Genomic DNA, 22,253 nt, shown 5'->3' with positions numbered 1-22,253 from the left:
GACCGGCCGACGCCACCGCTGGCCGGTCACCGGCCGCTCGCCGACGCCACCCACCGCTCGCCGACGCCACCCACCGCCGGTGCCACCCGGACCCGGTACGGGCCGCGCGGCCCGTACAGGTCGCCGTACCGGTCGCCGTGCCGCGCGGCGCCGCTACCGGCCGCCGGGCGCCGCGTCGGGTGGCTGCCTCAGACGGCGATCCGCCCGCCGTCCACCGGGACCAGCGCACCGTGGACGAAGCTCGCCCGCGGGGACGCCAGGAACACGATGGCCTCCGCGATCTCCTCCGGGCCGGCCGGACGTCCCGCGGGACCGCCCTTCGCGAGCGCGTCGAGCGCGTCGCCCATGGCGGCTGTGCCTTCGGTACGGGTCGGGCCGGGGCTCACGGCGTTCACGCGGACACCGCGCGGTCCGTACTCGGCGGCCCACGCCTTGGTCAGCAGCCTCAGTGCGGCCTTGCTCGATCCGTACAGCCCCATGCCCGCGGCACCGAACTCCGCGACCATCGTCGTCACGTTGACGATCGCGCCGGTGCCGCGCTCCGCCATGGCGGGAGCGAGTTGCGCGACCAGGAAGTACGGGACCTTCACGTTGGTCGCGTACACGTCGTCGAAGCTCTCCTCGGTCGTGCCCTCGGTGGGGCCGAACGGGAACAGCCCCGCGTTGTTGACGAGGATGTCCACCTGTCCCGCGAGAGCGGTCGCCGTCCGTGCCAGGGTCCGCGCGGATTCCTCGTCGCGCAGGTCGGCCCGGACGAAGTAGGCGGTGCCGCCCGCCTCTTCGATGTCGGCGACCACCTGCTTGCCGCGCGTCGCGTCCCGTCCCGACACCACGACCCGGGCTCCGAGCGCCGCGAGGGCGAGGGCGGTCGTGCGGCCGATGCCACTGGTCGCGCCGGTCACCAGCGCGGCCGTGCCCGCCAGTTCACCCGTGTGTGCGTGGCCGGCCGCTGCCGTGTTGTCGCCCGTTGTCGTCGTCATGACGTCGTCACCTCTCCTGCCGGGCCGTGGCTCCTGTCCGTCCACGGCCTTACGGGAGGTGTAAGGCCCGCCGCGCCCAGGGCCTTCCGGTTCGGCCATCGGGGCTCCTTATGGGCCCCATGATCGCCGCTTTGACCCATCTGACCTGCTGTTTCGTGGCGATGTGGCGAGGCCCCCGCGAGGTCGTCACGCCGGGGGCGACCACAGTCGCGGCCCCCGGTGACTCGGTGCTGCGCCCTCAGCCCAGCACGCGTTGCCCGAGCGCGGTCACCAGGTGCCCGAGGTCGCGCCGAGTGGCGTCCGCGGGCCACACCGCCCAGGTCCGCCGTACGAGCGGGTGCCCGATCAGCGGCAGCCGGCGGACGAACTCCGGAAGCGGCTGCGCCCAGTTGGGCGGTGCTAGGGCGAACGCCCGGCCACCGCCGACCGCCGCGAACTTCACGTGCGCGATGCCCGCCTCCCCGTACGACCCCTCGGGGCCGAGGTCCACCCCGTGGGTGCGCAGCACCGCCGTCACCTCGTCGTACCAGGCGGGGCTGCCCGATCGCGGGAAACCGACCCAGTCGAGACCTGCCAGCGCGTCGAGCCGCACGCCCTCCGCCGTATGCCCGTGCCCTCCGGCCGCCTGGCCGGCCGTGCCGGGCCCGGCCGCCGGCGCCGCCAGCTCGGCCGCCCGCTCGGCGGAGAGCAGCACTCCGAGGCGTTCCTCCACGACGAGCATCGCGTCCAGCGAGGGTCCCGCCGGCCGTTCCCGCAGCAGACCCATCTCCAGTTCGCCGGCCAGCAGGGCCGTGTGCTGGTCCGCCGTGGACAGGTGCCGGGCACGGACCGTGGTCCCGGGACAGGTCCGGGCGAGATCCGCGATCGCGGGCAGCAGTACCTCGTCGGGCAACTCGATGGGGATGCCGAGGCGCAGCAGCCGGCCACCGGGCACCGCGTGTCCGGTCACCGCGGCGACGGCCCGGTCGTGGCGCGCGAGGACGGCCCGGGCCTCGGCGAGCAGGGTCATCCCCGCGTCGGTGGCCCGGACGCCGTCGCGACCGCGGACGAGCAGCGTCACGCCCAGTTCACGTTCCAGCGCGGCGACGGTCTGTGAGACGGCGGGCTGGCTCACGTGCAGCCGCCGTGCCGCGGCGGACAGGCCGCCCGCCTCGACCACCGCGATGAACGTACGCATCTCCCGCAGCTCCATGCCCTCCATCGCACCACGGCGACGGCGCGCGCACCGCACCGCCGTCGCCCACGGTCCGCGGGGTCCTGCCACGCGGTGGCCCGGTGCGTGCCTGCCGGTGACGTCTCGGCCTTCCGCGCGCTCGTCCGTGCTGTCCGGGTATCCGGCGGCCGCCCACCGGCGACGCCGCGGGCCGTCCGCGCGCCGTCCGCGCGGAGTAGCGTTCAAAATATGGCAAATGATATCGATACGGTGGATATAGAGGAAGTCATCCTGTCGTCAGGACAGTGGGGCGGGCTGGCCGGCGACTCGCTCGGGCTGGGTCCCGCTCCCGGGTCCGGGCCGGGGCCGGGCGTGGAGACGGGACCACCGGGCCCGGCCGGGCTGGTCGACGCGGGGCCGGGCCCGGACGGTCCCGGCGCGGTGTACGGCCGGGGCAGGCCGCTCGTCCTCCTGCACGGGCTGACCTTCGACCGCGCGATGTGGCGGCCCACCCTGTCCCAGTTGCCGCCGGGGCATCCGGCGCTCGCACTGGATCTCCCCGGTCACGGCGAGTCGCCGCCGCTGCCGAGCGGTGACCACGGTGTCGACAGCGTGGTGGAGGCCGTGCACGAGGCGGTCGTCGCCGCCGGGCTCGACCAGCCGGTCATGGTGGGCCACTCCCTCGCCGGGGTGTTCGTGACCGCGTACGCGGCGCGCCATCCGGCCGCTGGTGTGGTCAACGTCGACCAGCCGCTGCGCGTGGACGACTTCGCGCGGTTCGCGCAGAGCATCGCGCCCCGTCTGCGCGGGGAGGACTTCGGGGAGACGTGGGGCATGCTCCAGGCCCGGATGCGGACGGAGAACGTCGGCACCACCGCCCGTGAGCTGCTGCGGTCCGGGGACACGGTGTCGCAGCAGACCGTGCTGAGCTACTGGGCCGAGTTGCTCGACCTGCGGGTCGCGGACCTCGTCAAGCGCACCGACGTGATGCTCGCGGAGATCCGTGAGCGCCGGCTGCCGTACGTGGCGGTCTTCGGCGACCCCGTCGACACGAGCGAGCGCACCTGGCTCGTGGACCGGCTGCCGGCCGCGGAGGTCGTGGAGTGGCCGGTCGGCCACCACTTCCCGCACGTCACCGAGCCGGCACGGTTCGCCGCGCTCCTGGCGGGACTGCTGGCCGCGCGGTCCTGACGTGCCCCACGGAAAGCGTCCCTGTCCCCCCTTCCGCTCCCGGCCTTCCGCTCCCGGCCTTCCGCTCCCGGCCTCAGCCGCGGACGGCGGCGGCCGCGGCACTGCCGCGGGCCGTACGCGCGGCATAGGCGGCGGACAGTGTCCCGTACACCTCCTTCACCTCCTTCGGGCGCAGCGAACCGTCGGGCAGGACGGCCTGGACGCCGTACGAGCCGAGGTCGAGGTCCCGGCCGGGGGCGTCCGGCCGGTGCGGCAGGCGCCAGCCCGCGTAGGTGAACCAGAACGCCGCGTCGAGGTCCTCCTCCTCGAAGACCGCCGGCAACTCGCTGAAGTAGCGCGATTGTTCGGACTCGTCCCGGACCACGGACCTCACCACCCGCTGCCCGTCGCCGCCGCCCGTGCCCTCGCTCCCGGCGCTCTGCCCGCTCTCGGGCCCGTCGCCCACGACCACCCAGCCCATGCCTCCCCGGTCGCCGGCCCCCCGGTAGGCGCAGCAGCCGAACTCCGTGGCCGCGACCGGCTTTCCGTGCCGTCGGTGCGCGCGCGCCTCGGCCCGGAAGCCCTCCGTGTCCCCGTTCACGCGGTACGCGTCGGCGCCGACGATGTCGAACGGCGCCCAGTCGATGTGCTCCCACGGCCCGACGCGTAACTGATCCGGCCGCCGAACCGCGCCCGTACGGCGGCGGCGGTCGCGGTGAGGTGGTCTTCCAGACGCTCGATCGCCGCACCGAACACGCCGGCCCCGGAGCCCCGGGTCAGGCGTGCGCTGCGGCTGCGGGTGGGACGGCGGCTTCGTAGCGCTCGACGCGGTGGACGGGCCCCGGCCGCGGCCGCCTGCCCTCGGGTCTCAGGTGCGGGTTACGCTCGCCGGATGGTCCCAGCCTTCGCGTCCGCCACCGGCTCCGCCCCGGCCGTCACGCTCGCCGAACTCGCCGCGGACCCGCATCCGCACCTCGCCCGCCTCCGCGCCGAGGGGCCCGTGGTGCGCGTCGAGGCGCTCGGCGGGTGGCTGGTGACCGGCCGGGAGCTCGCCGTGCGCGTGATGCGGGACGCCGAAACCTTCACCGTGGACGACCCGCGGTTCACCACGGCGAAGGTCATCGGGCCGAGCATGCTCTCCCTCGACGGCGGCGAACACGTCCGTCACCGGGAGCCGTTCGTCGAGCCGTTCAAGCCGCGCGCCGTGCACGCCGCCTTCGCCGGGACCATCAGGGCCGAGGCCGACCGGCTGCTCGACGCGCTCGCCCCGGGCGGCTGCGGCGAACTGCGGCGGGGCTTCGCGGGGCCGCTCGCCGCCGTCGTCATGGCCGAAGTCCTCGGCCTCACCGAGGTGCCCGTGTCCGATGTGCTGGGCTGGTACGACGCGATCGTGCGCGCCGTGGACCAGCTCACGCGCGGACAGGACGCGGGGGTCGAGGGGCCTGCCGCGTACGCCGCGCTGCGGGACGCGGTCGCCGCCACCGTGGGGGCCGGTGGCGCCGAGGGGAGCGGAGGGGACGGTGGGCTGCTGCGGGGCGCCGCCGGCCGGCTCGGGCTGCCCGAAATCGCCGCGAACGCAGCCGTGTTGCTGTTCGGGGGGATCGAGACCACCGAGGGAATGATCGTCAACGCGCTGTACCACCTGCTGTCCGAGCCCGCGCTCGCGGACGAGGTACGCGCCGACCCGGCGCTCCTCGACGGCGCCGTCGAGGAGTCGTTGCGCCTGGAGCCCGGCGCGGCCGTCGTGGACCGGTACGCCACACGGGACGTCGAGTTCGGCGGGGCGCGCATCGCGGCCGGTGACCTGGTGATCGTGTCGCTCGCCGGGGCCAACCGCGACCCGGCCGTGTTCCCTGAGCCCGACCGCTTCGACCTGCGGCGCGCCAACTCCCGCCTGCAACTGGCCTTCGCCCACGGCCCGCACTACTGCCTGGGCGCGCACCTCGCCCGCCTGGAGGCGACGATCGCGCTGCGCGCCTGCTTCGACCGCTTGCCGGGGCTGCGCCTGGACGAGACGCGGCCGAGCGCCCCGTACGGTCTGGTCTTCCGCAAGCCCCTCACGCTGGCGGCCCGTTGGGATACCCCGGCAGCCGGCTGAGCCCCTCGCCCGCACCGTGCCGGATTCTCGCGCCGGGTCCCGGACGCGCCCGGTTCTCCTCGGGAGGCGACGGCAGGTTCGGTCCTCCCGCCCCTGCCGGGGCCGGCGCCCGGTCTCGCCGCTCCCTGGGCCGGCACGTGCCACGCCGCGTGTCACACCGCCGGGCTCCCGGGCTCCAGCATCTTCTCCATGCGCTCCACCAGCGGCTGCGAGGCGACGATGGCGACGGCGATCGCACCGAGGACGATGACGGTGTTCAGCCAGACCACGGTGTGCACCGGCAGGGTGTAGGCGCAGATCACACGGGCCACGCAGTCGCCGAGCAGTGCCAGGCCCCAGATGGCCGAGTGCAGGCGCTGAGTGGTGCGAAAGGCGCCCGGCGCGGCCGAGAGCGTGTCCCACCTCGCTCCCTTCGCGGCGTCGCCCTTCACCAGCAGGGGCTTGACCGCCGTCGCCATCAGTGGGGCGCCGCCGATCGCGGACAGCAGGATCGCGATGCCGATGGTGCTGCTGACCGCACCGTCCTTGGCGAGCATGAGGCGCGGGTCGCCGGTCAGCAGGCTCACGCCGATGCCGACGATGTTGACCGTCAGCATGAGCGCGCCGAGCGCGTTGAGCGTGCGGCGGGTGAGCGCGGTCCACACCGTGCTGATCGCGGGGGGAACGCTGGAGATCACGAGCGCGGGGACGGTGTCGACGCCGAACGCCTTCGTCAGCCCGTAGTAGATCGCGAGCGGGACGGCGACATCCACGAGCAGAGGGCGCAGCGCGTCCCGCCGGGGGTCTTCCCGCCGGGCGGTGCGGGGCGGCTGCTCGGTCATCGTCGTCGCCTGCTTCGTGGCCGGGGGGAGAGAGGTCGTCGGGTCCATCGGGTGCGTCGAGGTCATGGCAGGACCGTAGACACGTTTCATGTACCTGGTCAATCTTTTTGCAGGGCTCAAATATTGCCCTGGTACAGTTGGGGTATGACGGCATCGACGGCATCGACGGCATCGACGGACACCACGGCGGCGGACGCGGCACGGACGGCGACGGCCGCTCCCGGCCTCCGCGAGCGCAAGCGGGCGCAGACGCAACGCTCGATCTGGAGCGAGGCCATCGCGCTCTTCCTGGAGCACGGCTTCGAGGCCGTCACGGTCAACCGGATCGCCGCGGCGGCGAACGTCTCGAAGATGACCGTCTTCAACTACTTCCCGACCAAGGAAGACCTGGTCATCACCCCGATGCGGGAGCACATCGGGGACGCCGCCCACGCCGTGCGCACGCGCGCGGCCGGGGAGGGTCCCGCCCTCGCGCTCCGCCGCGACTTCCTCGCCCGCCTGGAGGACCGGGACGCGTCCAGTGGCCTCTGCGACATCACCTGGGTGGTGGGCTGCCAGCGCCTGCTGCGCGAAACCCCGGCGCTGAGGCTCCGGTTGTACGCGATGCACGAGGAGACCCGCCGGCTGCTGGCGGACGCCCTCGCGGGCGACGGCGCGGAGCCGGACGTGCTCGCCCATGCGCGGGCCGGTCAACTGATGGGCGCGAGGCAGGCGTTGATCGAGGAGAACGTTCGGCGGATGCTCGCGGGCGAGACGGCCGACGCGGTCCACCCCGACGCGGTCCGCGCGGCGGAGCGCGTCTTCGGCCACCTGGTCGGCGGCGCCGCCGAGTAGCGGCCCCGGCGGCCCGGGCCCCCGGCCCGCGCGCGCCCGCCGTGGTTCCCGCGCACGCCCCGGCCGTCGGCGTCCGTACTACGGCGGGCCGCCCCGGCACGCGCCAGCCGTGGTTCCTGTGCTCCGCCCCGGCCGTCGGCGTCCGTACTGCGGGGCTCGGCCCCTGTGCCCGCCCCGGCCGCAACGCGCGCCAGCCGTGGTTCCTGTGCTCTGCCCCGGCCGCAGCGCGCGCTAGCCGTGGTTCCTGTGCTCTGCCCCGGCCGCAGCGCGCGCTAGCCGTGGTTCCTGTGCTCTGCCCCGGCCGCAGCGCGCGCTAGCCGTGGTTCCTGTGCTCTGCCCCGGCCGCAGCGCGCGCTAGCCGTGGTTCCCGTGCCCGCCCCGGCTGTCGGCGTCCGTACTCCGGCGCTCGGGCCCGGTGCTCCGGCCGCCGGTGTCCCCGCCCCGGGCCCCGGCGCCGCCCGCCGACCACTGGAGCAGGAAGCGCAGTGCCTCCTCGGACGCGGAGTCCGGCGCGGCCGTGTACGCCACCAGCATCTGGTCGGGCCGCGTGTCGACGGACAACTGCTGCACGTCCAGAGTCAGCGGGCCCACCACCGGGTGGACATAGGTCTTGGTCAGTTCCCGCCCGCCGCGTACCCGGTGGCTCGCCCACCAGGTCCTGAAGTCCACGTCCCGCCGGGCCAGTTCGTCGACCAGCGCTCTCAGCGCCGGATCGTCCGGGCGGCGGCCGGCCTCCATCCGCAGGACCGCCACGCACTCCCGCGCGGCGCGGGGCCAGTCCGCGTACAGAGCCCGGTACGCGTCGTCCAGGAAGGTCAGCCGGATCAGGTTGCGCTCGGCCGCGGGCAGCGCGGCGAAGTCGACCAGGAGCGCCACCGCCGCCGCGTTCCAGGCGAGCACGTCCGTGCGGCGGCCGAGCACCATCGCGGGGACGTCCGGCATCCCGTCGAGCAGCCGCAGCAACCGCGGCTCGACCCGCTGCGCGGGCTCCCGCGCCGGGACCGCCTGTGTGACGTCGGCCACGGTGAAGAGGTAGGACCGCTCGTCCGGCGCCAGTTGCAGCGCGTCGGCGAGCGCGTCGAGCACGGGCCGCGACACCCGCCGGGTACGGCCCTGCTCCAGCCGTACGACGTAGTCGATGCTCACATGGGCCAGCTGCGCCAGTTCCTCCCGGCGCAGCCCCGGTACCCGGCGGAGCCTGCCGTCGTCCGTGAGACCCGCACGGCGCGGGGCGAGGGCGGCGCGGCGGGCGCGCAGGAAGTCCCCCAGCTCGTTGCCGGCGGGGTCGGGGTCATGCCGCATGGCTCCAGTGTCCGCCCCACCGGACGCCCGTGCCTGGTACCGGCGTGCACAGGCAGGGCTCTCCCTGGTCCGCGCCGCCGGGCGGCGCGGACCGTGGGATACGGGGACCGGCGATCGAGCGGGGCCGGCACCGGCCGCGCCACCGGCCCCGAGGAAGGGCGACCACCATGAAGGAACGACCCATGAAGGAACGGCCCACCACGGCGGAGCGAACCGCCCTCACCCTCGGTGGTGACCTGCCGACCGGCCGGATCGGCTACGGCGCGATGCGACTGACCGGGCCGGGCCTGTGGGGTCCCTATCCCGACCGCGCGGCCGGGATCGCGGTGCTGCGCGAAGCCGTCGACGCGGGCGTGGGACTCATCGACACCGCGGACGTCTACGGGCCGCACTCCAACGAGCTCCTGATCCGCGAGGCCCTGCACCCCTACCCCGAGGACCTGGTGATCGCGACGAAGGGCGGCTTCGTGCGCGGCGGACGCGACCTGTCCACCATCAGCGCCATCGGCAACCCGCAGTACCTGCGTCAGTCCGCCCACCTCAGCGCGCGGCGCCTGGGCGTCGACCGGATCGACCTCTACTACCTGCACAGCGGCTACGCGCGGGACGCGTCCTTCGAGGACCAGGTCGGCACCCTCGCGGAGCTGCGCGCAGAGGGCGCGATCCGGCACATCGGCCTCTCCAACGTGACCCCGGAGCAGCTGCGCGCCGCTCGCCGGATCGTCGAGGTCGCCGCCGTCACCGCCCACTACAACGTCGTCGACCGGCACGAGTCGCCGCTCCTGGACGCGGCCGCCGAGGCGGGCGCGGTCTTCTCGCCGTGGCAGCCTCTCTCCCTCACCCCGCCCGGCGAGCCCACCGACACCGGCGGCCCGGACGGGGTCCGCCGCGTCCTCGCGCCGATCGCCGAGCGGCACGGCGCGACGACCGCGCAGGTCGCACTCGCCTGGCTGCTCGCCAGGTCGCCCGCGATGCTGCCGGTCCCGGGCACCACCGGCATCGGGCACGTACGGGAGAACCTGGCCGCGGCGCGGCTCACCCTGAGCGCCGACGAGATCCGCGTGATCACCGAGCTGGTCCCGCAGGACGCGGTGGCGTAGGGGCGGGCGCGGTGGCGGGGAGCGCCCCGCGTCCGCGCTCCGTACGGGCGACGTGTCCGCCTCCATTAGGAGGACGGGGACGGGGTCGACGGGGGCGGCCGCGCCGCTCCCGTCCCCGGGGGGCCGGTGTCCGCACCGCACGCGCGGACCCGTGCGTGCGGCGGGCCGTGGGGGCGGGGCGCGCTCCAGGACGGTCCCGCTCCCGGCGCGGGGGGGTGCGGGCCGTTCGGGCGGACCGCGGGCGCGGTCGGGGGGCACGCGCGGGCGGTGACGATTCGGACGTGTGCCCGTGGGGTAGGGTTCTCCGTCACGCGATTGGCCAGGCCGTGGGGCGCTATGGCACACTGGTCCGGTTGCTCGGTTGAGTGCCGATGCTGCGCGCCTCCCGCCGGGGGGACTGGAAGCGAGTCCCACAGTACTCGTCGCCCCAACTGCCCTGCTGGGCAGCGCTGGGGCGGACGTACGGGAATCTTCCGGAAAGCGCAGCGGGGTACCGACCAGGCGCCGGTGGTGGTCGGCCTCTCTGGCCGATCCGGTTCCGTTTCCCTCGAATCGTGGGTTCCGTGCTGGGATCTTTCGAAGAAGGAACGCGACACGCCCGACCGCGTGGGTCGGCCAACGACGTCAGAGCGTAAGACAGAGAACAGGATTTCGAAGCAGCCATGGCGGGACAGAAGATCCGCATCCGGCTCAAGGCCTACGACCACGAAGTCATCGACTCCTCGGCGAAGAAGATCGTCGAGACGGTGACGCGAACTGGTGCGTCGGTCGCGGGCCCGGTGCCGCTGCCCACAGAGAAGAACGTGTACTGCGTCATCAAGTCGCCGCACAAGTACAAGGACTCGCGCGAGCACTTCGAGATGCGCACGCACAAGCGCCTGATCGACATCCTCGACCCGACGCCCAAGACCGTTGACTCGTTGATGCGCCTGGACCTTCCGGCCGGCGTCGACATCGAGATCAAGCTCTGAGAGGCGCGGAAGAGATGACCAAGCAGATCAAGGGCGTCCTGGGCGAGAAGCTCGGCATGACCCAGGTCTGGGACGAGAACAACCGTGTCGTCCCGGTAACCGTGGTCAAGGCTGGGCCCTGTGTCGTGACCCAGGTCCGTACGAATGATTCCGACGGCTACGAGTCGGTCCAGATCGCCTTCGGCGAGATCGACCCTCGCAAGGTGAACAAGCCCCTCAAGGGCCACTTCGCCAAGGCCGACGTGACCCCCCGCCGCCACCTCGTGGAGCTCCGCACCGCGGACGCGTCCGAGTACACGCTCGGCCAGGAGATCAAGGCTGACGTGTTCGAGTCCGGGCTCAAGGTCGATGTGACCGGTAAGAGCAAGGGCAAGGGCTTCGCCGGTGTCATGAAGCGTCACAACTTCAAGGGCCTCGGCGCCGGTCACGGTACCCAGCGCAAGCACCGCTCTCCCGGCTCCATCGGTGGCTGCGCCACCCCGGGCCGTGTGTTCAAGGGCCTCCGTATGGCGGGCCGCATGGGCAACGAGCGGGTCACCACCCAGAACCTGACCGTGCACGCCGTGGACGCGGAGAAGGGCCTGCTGCTCATCAAGGGCGCGGTTCCCGGTCCCAACGGCGGTCTCGTTCTGGTTCGTACCGCGGCCAAGGGGGCCTGAGGTAAACCATGAGCACCATTGACATCCTTTCGCCCGCGGGCGAGAAGTCGGGCAGCGTCGAGCTTCCCGCGGAGATCTTCGAGGCCAGGATCAGCATTCCGCTGATCCACCAGGTCGTCGTCGCGCAGCTGGCTGCCGCCCGTCAGGGCACGCACAAGACCAAGACCCGTGGCGAAGTCCGCGGCGGTGGCAAGAAGCCGTACCGCCAGAAGGGCACCGGCCGGGCCCGTCAGGGTTCGACCCGCGCGCCGCAGTTCGCCGGCGGTGGCGTCGTCCACGGTCCCGTACCGCGTGACTACTCGCAGCGGACCCCGAAGAAGATGAAGGCCGCCGCCCTGCGCGGAGCCCTCACGGACCGCGCGCAGAACGCCCGCGTCCACGTCGTCTCCGGCGTCATCGACGGCGAGACCGTCTCCACCAAGGCCGCCAAGACCCTGTTCGGCAAGATCAGTGAGCGCAAGCACCTGCTCCTGGTCGTCGAGCGCGCCGACGAGGCCGCGTGGCTGTCCGCCCGCAACCTGCCCCAGGTGCACATCCTGGAGCCGGGCCAGCTGAACACGTACGACGTGCTCGTCTCGGACGACGTGGTCTTCACCAAGGCCGCCTTCGAGTCCTTCGTCGCCGGCCCGAACAAGGCCAACGAAACCGAAGGGAGCGAGGCCTGATGGCTACGCGTCACCCCAGCATCGCGCCCAAGGCGGCCAAGGTCGCCAAGGCGAAGCGTCTGGCCAAGGCCAGGAGCGGCGTCAAGGGCCCGGTCGTCGAGACCCCGCTGAGCAAGTCCCTCGCGGACCCGCGCGACATCCTCGTCAAGCCGGTCGTCTCCGAGAAGAGCTACGCCCTGCTCGACGAGAACAAGTACACGTTCGTCGTCGACCCGCGCGCCAACAAGACCCAGATCAAGCAGGCCGTCCAGGCGGTCTTCTCGGTCACGGTCACCGGCGTCAACACGATCAACCGGCAGGGCAAGCGCAAGCGCACCCGCACCGGTTTCGGCAAGCGCCCTGACACCAAGCGCGCCATCGTGACCCTTGCCGAGGGCGACCGCATCGACATCTTCGGCGGCCCGACCTCCTGACGGGGGCCGGATCGTTCAGAAGTCCGGAATCTTCCGAGGACTGAGAAATGGGTATCCGCAAGTACAAGCCGACGACCCCGGGCCGTCGTGGCTCCAGCGTCGCCGACTTTGTCGAGATCACGCGGTCCACGCCGGAGAAGTCGCTGGTCCGTCCCCTGCACAGCAAGGGCGGCCGCAACAACGCCGGTCGTGTGACCGTCCGCCACCAGGGCGGTGGCCACAAGCGCGCCTTCCGTGTCATCGACTTCCGTCGCCATGACAAGGACGGCGTCCCCGCCAAGGTCGCGCACATCGAGTACGACCCGAACCGCACCGCGCGCATCGCGCTGCTCCACTACGCGGACGGCGAGAAGCGCTACATCCTCGCCCCCGCGGGCCTGGTGCAGGGCGCGCACATCGAAAACGGGCCCGGCGCCGACATCAAGGCGGGCAACAACCTGCCGCTGCGCCACATCCCCGTCGGTACCACGGTGCACGCCATCGAGCTGCGTCCCGGCGGCGGCGCCAAGTTCGCCCGCTCCGCGGGCTCCTCGGTGCAGCTGCTCGCGAAGGAGGGCTCCATGGCCACCCTTCGTATGCCGTCCGGCGAGGTCCGCATGGTCGACGTGCGCTGCCGCGCGACGATCGGCTCCGTCGGCAACGCCGAGCAGTCGAACATCAACTGGGGCAAGGCCGGCCGTATGCGCTGGAAGGGCGTCCGCCCGACCGTCCGCGGTGTCGCCATGAACCCGGTCGACCACCCGCACGGTGGTGGTGAGGGTAAGACCTCCGGTGGTCGCCACCCGGTCTCCCCCTGGGGTCAGAAGGAAGGTCGTACTCGTTCTCCCAAGAAGGCGAGCAACAAGTACATCGTCCGCCGCCGCAAGACGAACAAGAAGCGCTAGGAGCGGGTTTAGATGCCGCGCAGTCTCAAGAAGGGGCCTTTCGTCGACGACCACCTGATCAAGAAGGTGGACGTACAGAACGAAGCAGGCACCAAGAACGTCATCAAGACCTGGTCCCGTCGCTCGATGATCGTCCCGGCCATGCTGGGCCACACGATCGCGGTGCACAACGGCAAGATCCATGTCCCGGTGTTCGTCACCGAGTCGATGGTCGGCCACAAGCTCGGCGAGTTCTCGCCGACTCGCACCTTCCGCGGCCACGTCAAGGACGACCGGAAGTCGAAGCGCCGCTAACGCGGGGTGGAACCGATCATGACAAACACCGAAGGGACGACCATGGAAGCCAGGGCCCAGGCGCGGTACATCCGCGTCACGCCCATGAAGGCCCGCCGTGTGGTGGACCTCATCCGTGGCATGAATGCCACGGAGGCTCAGGCGGTCCTGCGGTTCGCCCCGCAGGCCGCGAGCGAGCCCGTTGGCAAGGTGCTGGACAGCGCCATCGCCAACGCCGCCCACAACTACGAGCACACGGACGCCACGTCGCTGGTCATCAGCGAGGCGTACGTGGACGAGGGTCCGACCCTGAAGCGGTTCCGGCCGCGCGCCCAGGGTCGCGCGTACCGGATCCGTAAGCGGACCAGCCACATCACCGTGGTCCTCAGCAGCAAGGAAGGAACCCGGTAATGGGCCAGAAGGTAAACCCGCACGGGTTTCGGCTCGGCATCACGACGGACTTCAAGTCCCGCTGGTATGCCGACAAGCTGTACAAGGACTACGTCAAGGAAGACGTCTCCATCCGCCGGATGATGACGAAGGGCATGGAGCGTGCCGGTATCTCCAAGGTGGAGATCGAGCGCACCCGCGACCGTGTCCGTGTCGACATCCACACCGCCCGGCCGGGCATCGTCATCGGCCGTCGCGGCGCGGAGGCCGACCGCATCCGCGGCGAGCTGGAGAAGCTCACCGGCAAGCAGGTCCAGCTGAACATCCTTGAGGTCAAGAACCCCGAGGTGGACGCTCAGCTGGTCGCGCAGGCCGTCGCCGAGCAGCTGTCCTCCCGCGTCTCCTTCCGTCGCGCCATGCGTAAGAGCATGCAGTCGACGATGAAGGCCGGCGCCAAGGGCATCAAGATCCAGTGCGGTGGCCGCCTCGGCGGCGCCGAGATGTCCCGCTCGGAGTTCTACCGCGAGGGCCGTGTGCCCCTGCACACGCTCCGCGCCAACGTCGACTACGGCTTCTTCGAGGCCAAGACCAGCTTCGGCCGCATCGGCGTGAAGGTCTGGATCTACAAGGGCGACGTCAAGAACATCGCTGAGGTCCGCGCGGAGAACGCAGCGGCTCGCGCCGGCAACCGTCCGGCCCGTGGTGGCGGCAACGACCGCCCGGCGGGTCGCGGTGGAAGCCGTGGCGGCGAGCGCGGCGGTCGTGGCCGCAGGCCGCAGCAGCAGGGTGACCGGCAGAGCCCGGCGACCGAGGCCCCCAAGGCCGAGGAAGCCACGGCTGCCACGCCGGCTCCTGCCGAGAGCACCGGAACGGAGGCCTGACCGCCATGCTGATCCCGCGTAGGGTCAAGCACCGCAAGCAGCACCACCCCAAGCGCAGCGGTATGTCCAAGGGTGGTACGCAGGTCACGTTCGGCGAGTACGGCATCCAGGCGCTGACCCCGGCGTACGTGACGAACCGCCAGATCGAGGCCGCTCGTATCGCCATGACCCGCCACATCAAGCGTGGCGGCAAGGTCTGGATCAACATCTACCCGGACCGTCCGCTGACGAAGAAGCCCGCCGAGACCCGCATGGGTTCCGGTAAGGGTTCTCCCGAGTGGTGGATCGCGAACGTCAAGCCCGGTCGGGTGATGTTCGAGCTGTCCTACCCGAACGAGAAGACCGCTCGTGAGGCGCTCACCCGCGCTGCTCACAAGCTCCCGATGAAGTGCCGGATCGTTCGGCGCGAGGCAGGTGAGGCGTGATGTCGGCCGGTACCAAGGCGTCCGAACTGCGCGAGCTGGGCGACCAGGAGCTTGTCGGCAAGCTCCGGGAGTCCAAGGAAGAGCTGTTCAACCTCCGCTTCCAGGCGGCGACCGGACAGCTCGAGAACCACGGCCGCCTCAAGGCCGTGCGGAAGGACATCGCGCGGATCTACACCCTGATGCGTGAGCGCGAGCTGGGCATCGAGACAGTGGTGGAGAGCGCCTGATGAGTGAGAGCAACGTGACTGAGACGAACGCCGCCACGCGCGGTTTCCGTAAGAGCCGTGAGGGCCTGGTCGTCAGCGACAAGATGGACAAGACCGTCGTCGTCGCCGTTGAGGACCGCGTCAAGCACGCCCTGTACGGCAAGGTCATCCGCCGTACGAACAAGCTCAAGGCCCACGACGAGCAGAACGCCGCCGGCATCGGCGACCGTGTCCTCCTCATGGAGACGCGGCCGCTGTCGGCGACCAAGCGCTGGCGCGTCGTCGAGATTCTCGAGAAGGCCAAGTAAACCCCTCCGAGGGGGATTTCCCCCTCGGATCAGTTCCGCCAGGCTCCGGGGGCTGCTGCTTTCGGCAGCCCCCGGGGAACCGGCAGACGATCAGGAGATAGACGTGATCCAGCAGGAGTCGCGGCTGCGTGTCGCCGACAACACGGGTGCGAAGGAAATCCTCACCATCCGTGTTCTCGGTGGCTCCGGTCGCCGCTACGCGGGCATCGGTGACGTCATCGTCGCCACCGTCAAGGACGCGATCCCCGGTGGCAACGTGAAGAAGGGTGACGTCGTCAAGGCCGTCATCGTTCGCACCGTCAAGGAGCGTCGTCGCCAGGATGGCTCGTACATCCGCTTCGACGAGAACGCAGCCGTCATTCTGAAGAACGACGGCGACCCCCGCGGCACCCGTATCTTCGGCCCGGTGGGTCGTGAGCTGCGCGAGAAGAAGTTCATGAAGATCATCTCTCTCGCGCCGGAGGTGCTGTAGGTATGAAGATCAAGAAGGGCGACCTGGTCCAGGTCATCACCGGTAAGGACAAGGGCAAGCAGGGCAAGGTCATCGTGGCCTACCCCGAGCGTGACCGCGTCCTCGTCGAGGGTGTCAACCGGGTCAAGAAGCACACGAAGACCGGCCAGACCGCTCGCGGTTCGCAGACCGGCGGCATCATCACCACCGAGGCGCCGGTCCACGTCTCCAACGTCCAGCTGGTCGTGGAGAAGGACGGCGCGAAGGTCGTGACCCGCGTCGGTTACCGCTTCGACGACGAAGGCAACAAGATCCGCGTTGCCAAGCGGACCGGTGAGGACATCTGATGGCTACCACCACTGCGCCGCGTCTGAAGACGCGTTACCGCGAGGACATCGCGGGCAAGCTGCGTGACGAGTTCAAGTACGAGAACGTCATGCAGACCCCGGGCCTCGTCAAGATCGTGGTCAACATGGGTGTGGGCGACGCCGCCCGCGACTCGAAGCTGATGGACGGTGCGATCCGGGACCTCACCGCGATCACCGGCCAGAAGCCCGCCGTCACGAAGGCTCGCAAGTCCATCGCGCAGTTCAAGCTGCGCGAGGGCCAGCCGATCGGCTGTCACGTCACGCTCCGTGGCGACCGCATGTGGGAGTTCCTGGACCGTACGCTGTCGCTCGCGCTGCCGCGTATCCGTGACTTCCGCGGTCTGTCCCCGAAGCAGTTCGACGGACGTGGCAACTACACCTTCGGTCTCACGGAGCAGGTCATGTTCCACGAGATCGACCAGGACAGGATCGACCGGGTCCGGGGCATGGACATCACCGTGGTCACCACGGCGACCAATGACGACGAGGGTCGTGCCCTGCTGCGCCACCTCGGCTTCCCGTTCAAGGAGATGTGACCGAAGTGGCGAAGAAGGCTCTGATCGCTAAGGCCGCCCGCAAGCCGAAGTTCGGCGTGCGTGGCTACACGCGCTGCCAGCGCTGTGGCCGGCCCCACTCCGTGTACCGCAAGTTCGGCCTGTGCCGTGTGTGCCTCCGTGAGATGGCGCACCGCGGCGAACTGCCGGGCGTTACCAAGAGCTCCTGGTAGTCCGAAAGGACTCCCGGAGTCTCTCGGTAAGCAACTGGTTGGCAGAAGCCCCACCCCGCATGGCTTAGGCTGGTGGGGTTGGGCGTCTGCCGCCCGACATCCGCGGGCACAGCCCGCACGTGCTGCTTACTACGCCGTAGGTCCCCGCGTCACACCTGCCCCGTCTCGGTTCGGGGAGAGGGACGACGCATACAGGAAACCCCGGCGAGAGAGGCCGAAGGCCAATTCATGACCATGACTGATCCCATCGCAGACATGCTCACGCGTCTGCGTAACGCGAACTCGGCATACCACGACTCCGTCGTGATGCCGCACAGCAAGATCAAGTCGCACATCGCTGAGATCCTCCAGCAGGAGGGTTTCATCACCGGCTGGAAGACTGAGGACGCCGAAGTCGGCAAGAGCCTCGTCCTGGAGCTGAAGTTCGGCCCGAACCGCGAGCGTTCGATCGCGGGCATCAGGCGCATCTCCAAGCCGGGTCTCCGCGTGTATGCGAAGTCCACCAACCTGCCGAAGGTCCTCGGAGGCCTGGGCGTGGCGATCATCTCCACGTCCCACGGTCTTCTGACCGGACAGCAGGCAGGCAAGAAGGGCGTGGGTGGGGAAGTCCTCGCCTACGTCTGGTAGTCGGGAACGGAAGGAGAAAGCTCATGTCGCGTATCGGCAAGCTCCCCATCCAGGTTCCCGCCGGTGTGGACGTCACCATCGACGGCCGTACGGTTTCCGTGAAGGGCCCCAAGGGCTCCCTCGCGCACACTGTTGCGGCTCCGATCGAGGTCACCAAGGACGAAGACGTCATCAGCGTCACGCGTCCCAACGACGAGCGTCAGAACAGGTCGCTGCACGGCCTGTCCCGCACGCTGGTGGCGAACATGATCACCGGCGTGACCCAGGGATACACCAAGGCGCTCGAAATCAGCGGTGTCGGTTACCGCGTCCAGGCGAAGGGCTCCAACCTGGAGTTCGCCCTGGGCTACAGCCACCCGATCACGATCGAGGCGCCCGAGGGCATCAACTTCAAGGTTGAGTCGCCCACGAAGTTCTCGGTCGAGGGCATCGACAAGCAGAAGGTCGGCGAAGTCGCTGCCAACATCCGCAAGCTGCGGAAGCCCGACCCGTACAAGGCCAAGGGTGTCAGGTACGCGGGCGAGGTCATCCGCCGCAAGGTCGGAAAGGCTGGTAAGTAAGCCATGGCATACGGTGTGAAGATCGCCAAGGGCAACGCGTACAAGGCCGCTGCCATCAAGCGCCGTCATATCCGGGTCCGTAAGAGGATCTCGGGTACGTCGGAGCGTCCGCGTCTGGTCGTGACGCGTTCGAACCGCCACATGGTGGCGCAGGTCGTCGACGACATCGCGGGCCACACGCTCGCGTCGGCGTCGACCCTCGACACCTCCATCCGCGGTGTGGACGGCGACAAGAGCGAGCTGGCGAAGAAGGTCGGATCCCTGGTCGCGGAACGCGCCAAGGCTGCCGGCATCGAGGCCGTCGTGTTCGACCGTGGTGGCAACAAGTACGCCGGGCGGATTGCCGCTCTGGCTGACGCCGCCCGCGAAGCCGGTCTGAAGTTCTGAACCGGTTCCTACGCACAGCGGACGTAACAGAGAGAGGTAATTCCAATGGCTGGACCCCAGCGCCGCGGTAGCGGTGCCGGTGGCGGCGAGCGGCGGGACCGGAAGGGCCGTGACGGTGGCGCCTCCGCCTCCGAGAAGACCGCATACGTTGAGCGCGTCGTCGCGATCAACCGTGTCGCCAAGGTTGTGAAGGGTGGTCGTCGCTTCAGCTTCACCGCGCTGGTCGTGGTGGGCGACGGTGACGGCACTGTCGGTGTCGGCTACGGCAAGGCCAAGGAGGTGCCGGCCGCCATCGCCAAGGGTGTTGAGGAGGCCAAGAAGCACTTCTTCAAGGTCCCCCGTATCCAGGGCACCATCCCTCACCCGATCCAGGGCGAGAAGGCGGCGGGCGTCGTCCTGCTGAAGCCTGCTTCCCCCGGTACGGGTGTTATCGCCGGTGGCCCGGTGCGCGCCGTTCTGGAGTGCGCGGGCGTCCACGACATCCTGTCGAAGTCGCTCGGGTCCTCGAACCCGATCAACATCGTGCATGCGACGGTGGCGGCCCTCCAGGGTCTCCAGCGCCCCGAGGAGATCGCGGCCCGCCGCGGTCTGCCCCTTGAGGACGTCGCTCCCGCGGCTCTGCTGCGTGCTCGTGCGGGAGCGGGTGCGTAATGGCCCGCCTCAAGATCACGCAGACGAAGTCGTACATCGGCAGCAAGCAGAACCACCGCGAGACGCTGCGTTCGCTCGGGCTCAAGCGCCTGCACGACGTCGTCGTCAAGGAGGACCGCCCCGAGTTCCGCGGCATGGTGAAGACCGTGCGGCACCTCGTGACGGTTGAGGAGGTCGACTGACATGGCGGAGCAGAAGCCGCTGAAGGTCCACAACCTCCGTCCTGCCCCGGGCGCCAAGACCGCCAAGACCCGTGTGGGTCGTGGCGAGGCGTCCAAGGGTAAGACCGCTGGTCGTGGCACCAAGGGTACGAAGGCCCGTTACCAGGTTCCGGAGAACTTCGAGGGCGGGCAGATGCCCCTCCACATGAGGCTCCCGAAGCTGCGGGGCTTCAAGAACCCGTTCCGCACCGAGTACCAGGTGGTCAACCTGGACAAGCTCTCCGCCCTCTACCCGGAGGGTGGCGAGGTGACCGTTGCCGACCTGGTCGCCAAGGGCGCTGTGCGCAAGAACAGCCCGGTCAAGGTTCTTGGCCAGGGCGAGATCTCCGTGGCGGTGACGGTGTCGGTGGACGCCGCCTCCGGCTCCGCCAAGGAGAAGATCACCGCCGCCGGCGGTAGCGTCACCGAGTCCGCCTGAGCGAACTAGATGGCCTGAAACATCCGACCGGGGATGCCTCTGTGAAAGGGGTATCCCCGGTTGGTCGTTCCGCCGGAGCCACTGCCGCCGGTATGGTGGCGTGGATTGATGCTCCACCCACCGGGTCCCCCGACCGTAAGAGGGGGCGGTCCCGGCACCCGTATCCGTTGATCCTCAAGACCGTCACCTCTGACGCACTGGCGCGGGGGTCGCAGGAGGCACCGTGCTCACCGCGTTCGCCCGGGCGTTCAGGACGCCCGACCTGCGCAAGAAACTGCTCTTCACGCTGGGCATCATCGTGCTGTATCGGCTCGGTGCTCACATCCCGATCCCCGGGGTGAGCTACGAGAACGTGCAGACGTGCGTCAGCGCTGCCCAGAAGGGCAACAGCAGTCTGTTCGGCCTGGTGAACATGTTCAGCGGCGGGGCGCTGCTCCAGATCACCCTGTTCGCGCTCGGCATCATGCCGTACATCACAGCGAGCATCATCCTCCAACTGCTGACTGTCGTGATCCCCCGGCTGGAGGCCCTCAAGAAGGAGGGTCAGTCCGGCCAGACCAAGATCACGCAGTACACCCGCTACCTGACGGTCGCGCTGGCCATCCTCCAGGGGACCGGCCTCGTCGCGACCGCCCGCAGCGGCGCACTGTTCCAAGGCTGCCCGGTGGCCTCGGACATCGTCCCGAACCACTCGCTGTTCACCACCATCACGATGGTCATCACCATGACGTCGGGCACCGCGATGGTCATGTGGCTCGGTGAGCTCATCACCGACCGCGGCATCGGCAACGGCATGTCGATCCTGATGTTCGTCTCCATCGCGTCGGGCTTCCCCGGCACGCTGTGGTCCATCAAGGAGAGCGGCTCGCTGGCCGACGGGTGGATCAACTTCGGCGGGGTGATCCTCATCGCCTGCGTGATGGTGGGTCTGGTCGTCTTCGTCGAACAGGCGCAACGGCGCATTCCCGTCCAGTACGCGAAACGCATGATCGGACGCCGTTCGTACGGCGGAACCTCGACGTACATCCCCCTCAAGGTGAACCAGGCCGGTGTGATCCCGGTCATCTTCGCCTCTTCGCTGCTGTACATCCCCGCCCTGATCGCGCAGTTCTCCAGTTCGACGTCCGGCTGGAAAACGTGGATCCAGGACAACTTCGTCAAGGGTGACCACCCGTTCTACGTGGCGGCCTACTTCCTGTTGATCGTGTTCTTCGCCTTCTTCTACGTGGCGATCTCGTTCAACCCCGAGGAAGTGGCCGACAATATGAAGAAGTATGGTGGCTTCATCCCAGGTATTCGGGCTGGTCGGCCTACCGCCGAGTATCTGAGCTACGTGCTCAACCGGATCACTTGGCCGGGTTCGCTGTACCTGGGGCTGATCGCACTCGCGCCGACAGTGGCGTTGGCGAGTTATGGCGGTGCGGGCAACTCGATCGGTGGCACGAGCATCCTGATCATCGTGGGTGTGGGTCTGGAGACCGTGAAGCAGATCGAGAGCCAGCTCCAGCAGCGCAACTACGAAGGGTTCCTCCGCTGATGCGAATCGTCCTCGTCGGGCCGCCCGGGGCGGGCAAGGGTACGCAGGCCGCGTACCTTGCCAAGAACCTGTCGATCCCGCACATCTCCACCGGCGACCTGTTCCGCGCCAACATCAGCCAGGGCACGCCCCTCGGCAAGCAGGCGAAGCAGTTCATCGACGGTGGCGAATTGGTGCCCGACGAGGTGACGATCGGGATGGCGCGGGACCGGATGACCCAGTCCGACGCCGTGAACGGTTTCCTGCTGGACGGTTTCCCGCGCAACGTGACCCAGGCGAAAGCCCTGGACGCGTCCCTCGGGGCCGACGGTCTGGCGCTGGACGCCGTCCTGGACCTGGAGGTCCCGGAGGACGAGGTCGTCAAGCGGATCGCGGGCCGCCGTATCTGCCGTAACGACAGCGCCCATGTCTTCCACGTCTCCTACAACCCGCCGAAGACCGAGGGCGTCTGCGACGTCTGCGGCGGCGAGCTGTACCAGCGCCCGGACGACGACGAGGAGACGGTACGCAAGCGGCTGGAGGTCTACCACCGTGAGACCGAGCCGATCATCGACCACTACCGGGGCCAGGGCCTCGTGGTCACCATCTCCGCGCTCGGCAAGGTCACGGACGTGACCGAGCGGGCGATGGAAGCGCTCAAGCGCGACGCGGCGGCGTAGCCGCCCCTCGCGGACCGAAGGATCGACCGGGTTCGCCCGGGGCTCGTGGTACAGGTGACGGCCGTGGTGTCCGAGAGGCACCACGGCCGTACCGTTTGGAAGCAGACAACACAC

32 protein-coding genes are annotated in these 22,253 nt (G+C 69.9%); 27 read left to right on the top strand and 5 right to left on the bottom strand.

Annotation, left to right across the window (positions count from 1 at the left end; genetic code table 11):
* Positions 1-188 precede the first annotated feature (188 nt).
* Both OG310_RS13925 and OG310_RS13920 read right to left on the bottom strand, forming a co-directional pair.
* On the bottom strand, positions 189-980 hold the full coding sequence (locus OG310_RS13925) for an SDR family NAD(P)-dependent oxidoreductase (protein WP_329456202.1): 792 nt from the start codon (positions 978-980) through the stop codon (positions 189-191).
* A gap of 238 nt (positions 981-1,218) precedes the next feature.
* On the bottom strand, positions 1,219-2,172 hold the full coding sequence (locus tag OG310_RS13920; protein ID WP_329456201.1) for a LysR family transcriptional regulator: 954 nt from the start codon (positions 2,170-2,172) through the stop codon (positions 1,219-1,221).
* A 231-nt stretch (positions 2,173-2,403) separates the two neighbouring features.
* Between OG310_RS13920 and OG310_RS13915 the strand changes: the two genes are divergently transcribed.
* Positions 2,404-3,324: an alpha/beta fold hydrolase gene (locus OG310_RS13915; RefSeq protein WP_329456200.1), complete on the top strand. Its 921-nt coding sequence runs from the start codon at positions 2,404-2,406 to the stop codon at positions 3,322-3,324.
* Positions 3,325-3,397: 73 nt separating this feature from the next.
* Here OG310_RS13915 and OG310_RS13910 read toward each other — a convergent pair whose 3' ends face one another.
* Positions 3,398-3,904, bottom strand: a complete 507-nt coding sequence (locus OG310_RS13910; RefSeq protein WP_329456199.1) for a hypothetical protein — start codon at positions 3,902-3,904, stop codon at positions 3,398-3,400.
* 291 nt (positions 3,905-4,195) lie between these two features.
* Between OG310_RS13910 and OG310_RS13905 the strand changes: the two genes are divergently transcribed.
* Entirely contained in the window at positions 4,196-5,401 is a 1,206-nt protein-coding gene (locus tag OG310_RS13905; RefSeq protein ID WP_329456198.1) for a cytochrome P450, read from the top strand.
* A gap of 152 nt (positions 5,402-5,553) precedes the next feature.
* On the opposite strand, the gene OG310_RS13900 is transcribed toward OG310_RS13905, so the two are convergent.
* Positions 5,554-6,288: a VC0807 family protein gene (locus tag OG310_RS13900; protein WP_329456197.1), complete on the bottom strand. Its 735-nt coding sequence runs from the start codon at positions 6,286-6,288 to the stop codon at positions 5,554-5,556.
* Positions 6,289-6,366: 78 nt separating this feature from the next.
* On the opposite strand from OG310_RS13900, the gene OG310_RS13895 reads away from it, so the two are divergent.
* Positions 6,367-7,056 (top strand): TetR/AcrR family transcriptional regulator, encoded by a 690-nt coding sequence (locus OG310_RS13895; protein WP_329456196.1) that lies wholly within the window; start codon positions 6,367-6,369, stop codon positions 7,054-7,056.
* 354 nt (positions 7,057-7,410) lie between these two features.
* Here OG310_RS13895 and OG310_RS13890 read toward each other — a convergent pair whose 3' ends face one another.
* Complete coding sequence (locus OG310_RS13890) at positions 7,411-8,358, bottom strand: helix-turn-helix transcriptional regulator (protein WP_329456195.1); 948 nt, start codon at positions 8,356-8,358, stop codon at positions 7,411-7,413.
* A gap of 167 nt (positions 8,359-8,525) precedes the next feature.
* On the opposite strand from OG310_RS13890, the gene OG310_RS13885 reads away from it, so the two are divergent.
* From OG310_RS13885 to OG310_RS13770, 24 genes are all read left to right on the top strand, one after another.
* Positions 8,526-9,458, top strand: a complete 933-nt coding sequence (locus OG310_RS13885) for an aldo/keto reductase (protein ID WP_329456194.1) — start codon at positions 8,526-8,528, stop codon at positions 9,456-9,458.
* A gap of 662 nt (positions 9,459-10,120) precedes the next feature.
* Complete coding sequence (gene rpsJ / locus OG310_RS13880; RefSeq protein ID WP_003948644.1) at positions 10,121-10,429, top strand: 30S ribosomal protein S10; 309 nt, start codon at positions 10,121-10,123, stop codon at positions 10,427-10,429.
* 14 nt (positions 10,430-10,443) lie between these two features.
* The gene (gene rplC / locus OG310_RS13875; RefSeq protein WP_235795692.1) at positions 10,444-11,088 is read left to right on the top strand and encodes a 50S ribosomal protein L3; all 645 of its coding nucleotides are present in this window, start codon (positions 10,444-10,446) and stop codon (positions 11,086-11,088) included.
* An 8-nt stretch (positions 11,089-11,096) separates the two neighbouring features.
* Complete coding sequence (gene rplD / locus OG310_RS13870; RefSeq protein ID WP_329456193.1) at positions 11,097-11,753, top strand: 50S ribosomal protein L4; 657 nt, start codon at positions 11,097-11,099, stop codon at positions 11,751-11,753.
* The gene (gene rplW / locus OG310_RS13865; RefSeq protein WP_329456192.1) at positions 11,753-12,166 is read left to right on the top strand and encodes a 50S ribosomal protein L23; all 414 of its coding nucleotides are present in this window, start codon (positions 11,753-11,755) and stop codon (positions 12,164-12,166) included. Before rplD ends, rplW begins: the two co-directional genes overlap by 1 nt.
* 47 nt (positions 12,167-12,213) lie before the next feature.
* The gene (gene rplB, locus OG310_RS13860) at positions 12,214-13,050 is read left to right on the top strand and encodes a 50S ribosomal protein L2 (RefSeq protein WP_329456191.1); all 837 of its coding nucleotides are present in this window, start codon (positions 12,214-12,216) and stop codon (positions 13,048-13,050) included.
* A gap of 12 nt (positions 13,051-13,062) precedes the next feature.
* A complete protein-coding gene (rpsS, locus tag OG310_RS13855) occupies positions 13,063-13,344 on the top strand; it encodes a 30S ribosomal protein S19 (protein ID WP_030351437.1) in 282 nt (93 codons plus the stop codon).
* 42 nt (positions 13,345-13,386) lie between these two features.
* A complete protein-coding gene (rplV, locus tag OG310_RS13850) occupies positions 13,387-13,734 on the top strand; it encodes a 50S ribosomal protein L22 (protein ID WP_225013406.1) in 348 nt (115 codons plus the stop codon).
* On the top strand, positions 13,734-14,594 hold the full coding sequence (gene rpsC, locus OG310_RS13845; protein ID WP_329456190.1) for a 30S ribosomal protein S3: 861 nt from the start codon (positions 13,734-13,736) through the stop codon (positions 14,592-14,594). Before rplV ends, rpsC begins: the two co-directional genes overlap by 1 nt.
* A gap of 5 nt (positions 14,595-14,599) precedes the next feature.
* On the top strand, positions 14,600-15,019 hold the full coding sequence (rplP, locus tag OG310_RS13840; RefSeq protein ID WP_030903854.1) for a 50S ribosomal protein L16: 420 nt from the start codon (positions 14,600-14,602) through the stop codon (positions 15,017-15,019).
* Positions 15,019-15,246 carry a 50S ribosomal protein L29 gene (gene rpmC, locus OG310_RS13835; RefSeq protein ID WP_225013392.1) on the top strand — a complete coding sequence of 76 codons (228 nt, stop codon included), beginning with the start codon at positions 15,019-15,021 and terminating at the stop codon, positions 15,244-15,246. The genes rplP and rpmC overlap by 1 nt, the downstream gene beginning before the upstream one ends.
* Positions 15,246-15,533 (top strand): 30S ribosomal protein S17, encoded by a 288-nt coding sequence (gene rpsQ, locus OG310_RS13830; RefSeq protein ID WP_329456189.1) that lies wholly within the window; start codon positions 15,246-15,248, stop codon positions 15,531-15,533. Before rpmC ends, rpsQ begins: the two co-directional genes overlap by 1 nt.
* Before the next feature lie 103 nt (positions 15,534-15,636).
* Positions 15,637-16,005 (top strand): 50S ribosomal protein L14, encoded by a 369-nt coding sequence (gene rplN / locus OG310_RS13825; protein ID WP_003966950.1) that lies wholly within the window; start codon positions 15,637-15,639, stop codon positions 16,003-16,005.
* A 2-nt stretch (positions 16,006-16,007) separates the two neighbouring features.
* Positions 16,008-16,331: a 50S ribosomal protein L24 gene (gene rplX / locus OG310_RS13820; RefSeq protein ID WP_329456188.1), complete on the top strand. Its 324-nt coding sequence runs from the start codon at positions 16,008-16,010 to the stop codon at positions 16,329-16,331.
* Positions 16,331-16,888: a 50S ribosomal protein L5 gene (gene rplE / locus OG310_RS13815; RefSeq protein WP_329456187.1), complete on the top strand. Its 558-nt coding sequence runs from the start codon at positions 16,331-16,333 to the stop codon at positions 16,886-16,888. Before rplX ends, rplE begins: the two co-directional genes overlap by 1 nt.
* 5 nt (positions 16,889-16,893) lie before the next feature.
* Positions 16,894-17,079 (top strand): type Z 30S ribosomal protein S14, encoded by a 186-nt coding sequence (locus OG310_RS13810; protein ID WP_003948630.1) that lies wholly within the window; start codon positions 16,894-16,896, stop codon positions 17,077-17,079.
* 228 nt (positions 17,080-17,307) lie between these two features.
* Positions 17,308-17,706: a 30S ribosomal protein S8 gene (gene rpsH, locus OG310_RS13805; RefSeq protein WP_329456186.1), complete on the top strand. Its 399-nt coding sequence runs from the start codon at positions 17,308-17,310 to the stop codon at positions 17,704-17,706.
* Positions 17,707-17,729: 23 nt separating this feature from the next.
* Positions 17,730-18,266: a 50S ribosomal protein L6 gene (rplF, locus tag OG310_RS13800; protein ID WP_329456185.1), complete on the top strand. Its 537-nt coding sequence runs from the start codon at positions 17,730-17,732 to the stop codon at positions 18,264-18,266.
* 3 nt (positions 18,267-18,269) lie between these two features.
* Positions 18,270-18,653, top strand: a complete 384-nt coding sequence (rplR, locus tag OG310_RS13795) for a 50S ribosomal protein L18 (RefSeq protein ID WP_329456184.1) — start codon at positions 18,270-18,272, stop codon at positions 18,651-18,653.
* Between the two features lie 45 nt (positions 18,654-18,698).
* Positions 18,699-19,304 (top strand): 30S ribosomal protein S5, encoded by a 606-nt coding sequence (gene rpsE / locus OG310_RS13790; RefSeq protein WP_329456183.1) that lies wholly within the window; start codon positions 18,699-18,701, stop codon positions 19,302-19,304.
* A complete protein-coding gene (rpmD, locus tag OG310_RS13785; protein ID WP_329456182.1) occupies positions 19,304-19,486 on the top strand; it encodes a 50S ribosomal protein L30 in 183 nt (60 codons plus the stop codon). Before rpsE ends, rpmD begins: the two co-directional genes overlap by 1 nt.
* 1 nt (position 19,487) lies before the next feature.
* Positions 19,488-19,943, top strand: coding sequence for a 50S ribosomal protein L15 (gene rplO, locus OG310_RS13780; protein WP_329456181.1), 456 nt, complete (start codon positions 19,488-19,490; stop codon positions 19,941-19,943).
* Positions 19,944-20,166: 223 nt separating this feature from the next.
* Positions 20,167-21,480: a preprotein translocase subunit SecY gene (secY, locus tag OG310_RS13775; protein WP_329456180.1), complete on the top strand. Its 1,314-nt coding sequence runs from the start codon at positions 20,167-20,169 to the stop codon at positions 21,478-21,480.
* A complete protein-coding gene (locus tag OG310_RS13770; RefSeq protein ID WP_329456179.1) occupies positions 21,480-22,139 on the top strand; it encodes an adenylate kinase in 660 nt (219 codons plus the stop codon). The genes secY and OG310_RS13770 overlap by 1 nt, the downstream gene beginning before the upstream one ends.
* The last annotated feature ends 114 nt before the right edge of the window (positions 22,140-22,253 follow it).

Origin of the sequence: Streptomyces sp. NBC_01497 (assembly GCF_036250695.1) — a bacterium.
Taxonomy (GTDB): domain Bacteria; phylum Actinomycetota; class Actinomycetes; order Streptomycetales; family Streptomycetaceae; genus Streptomyces.
Note: the sequence above shows the minus strand (reverse complement) of the source record. Positions and strands in the feature narration are given on the sequence as shown.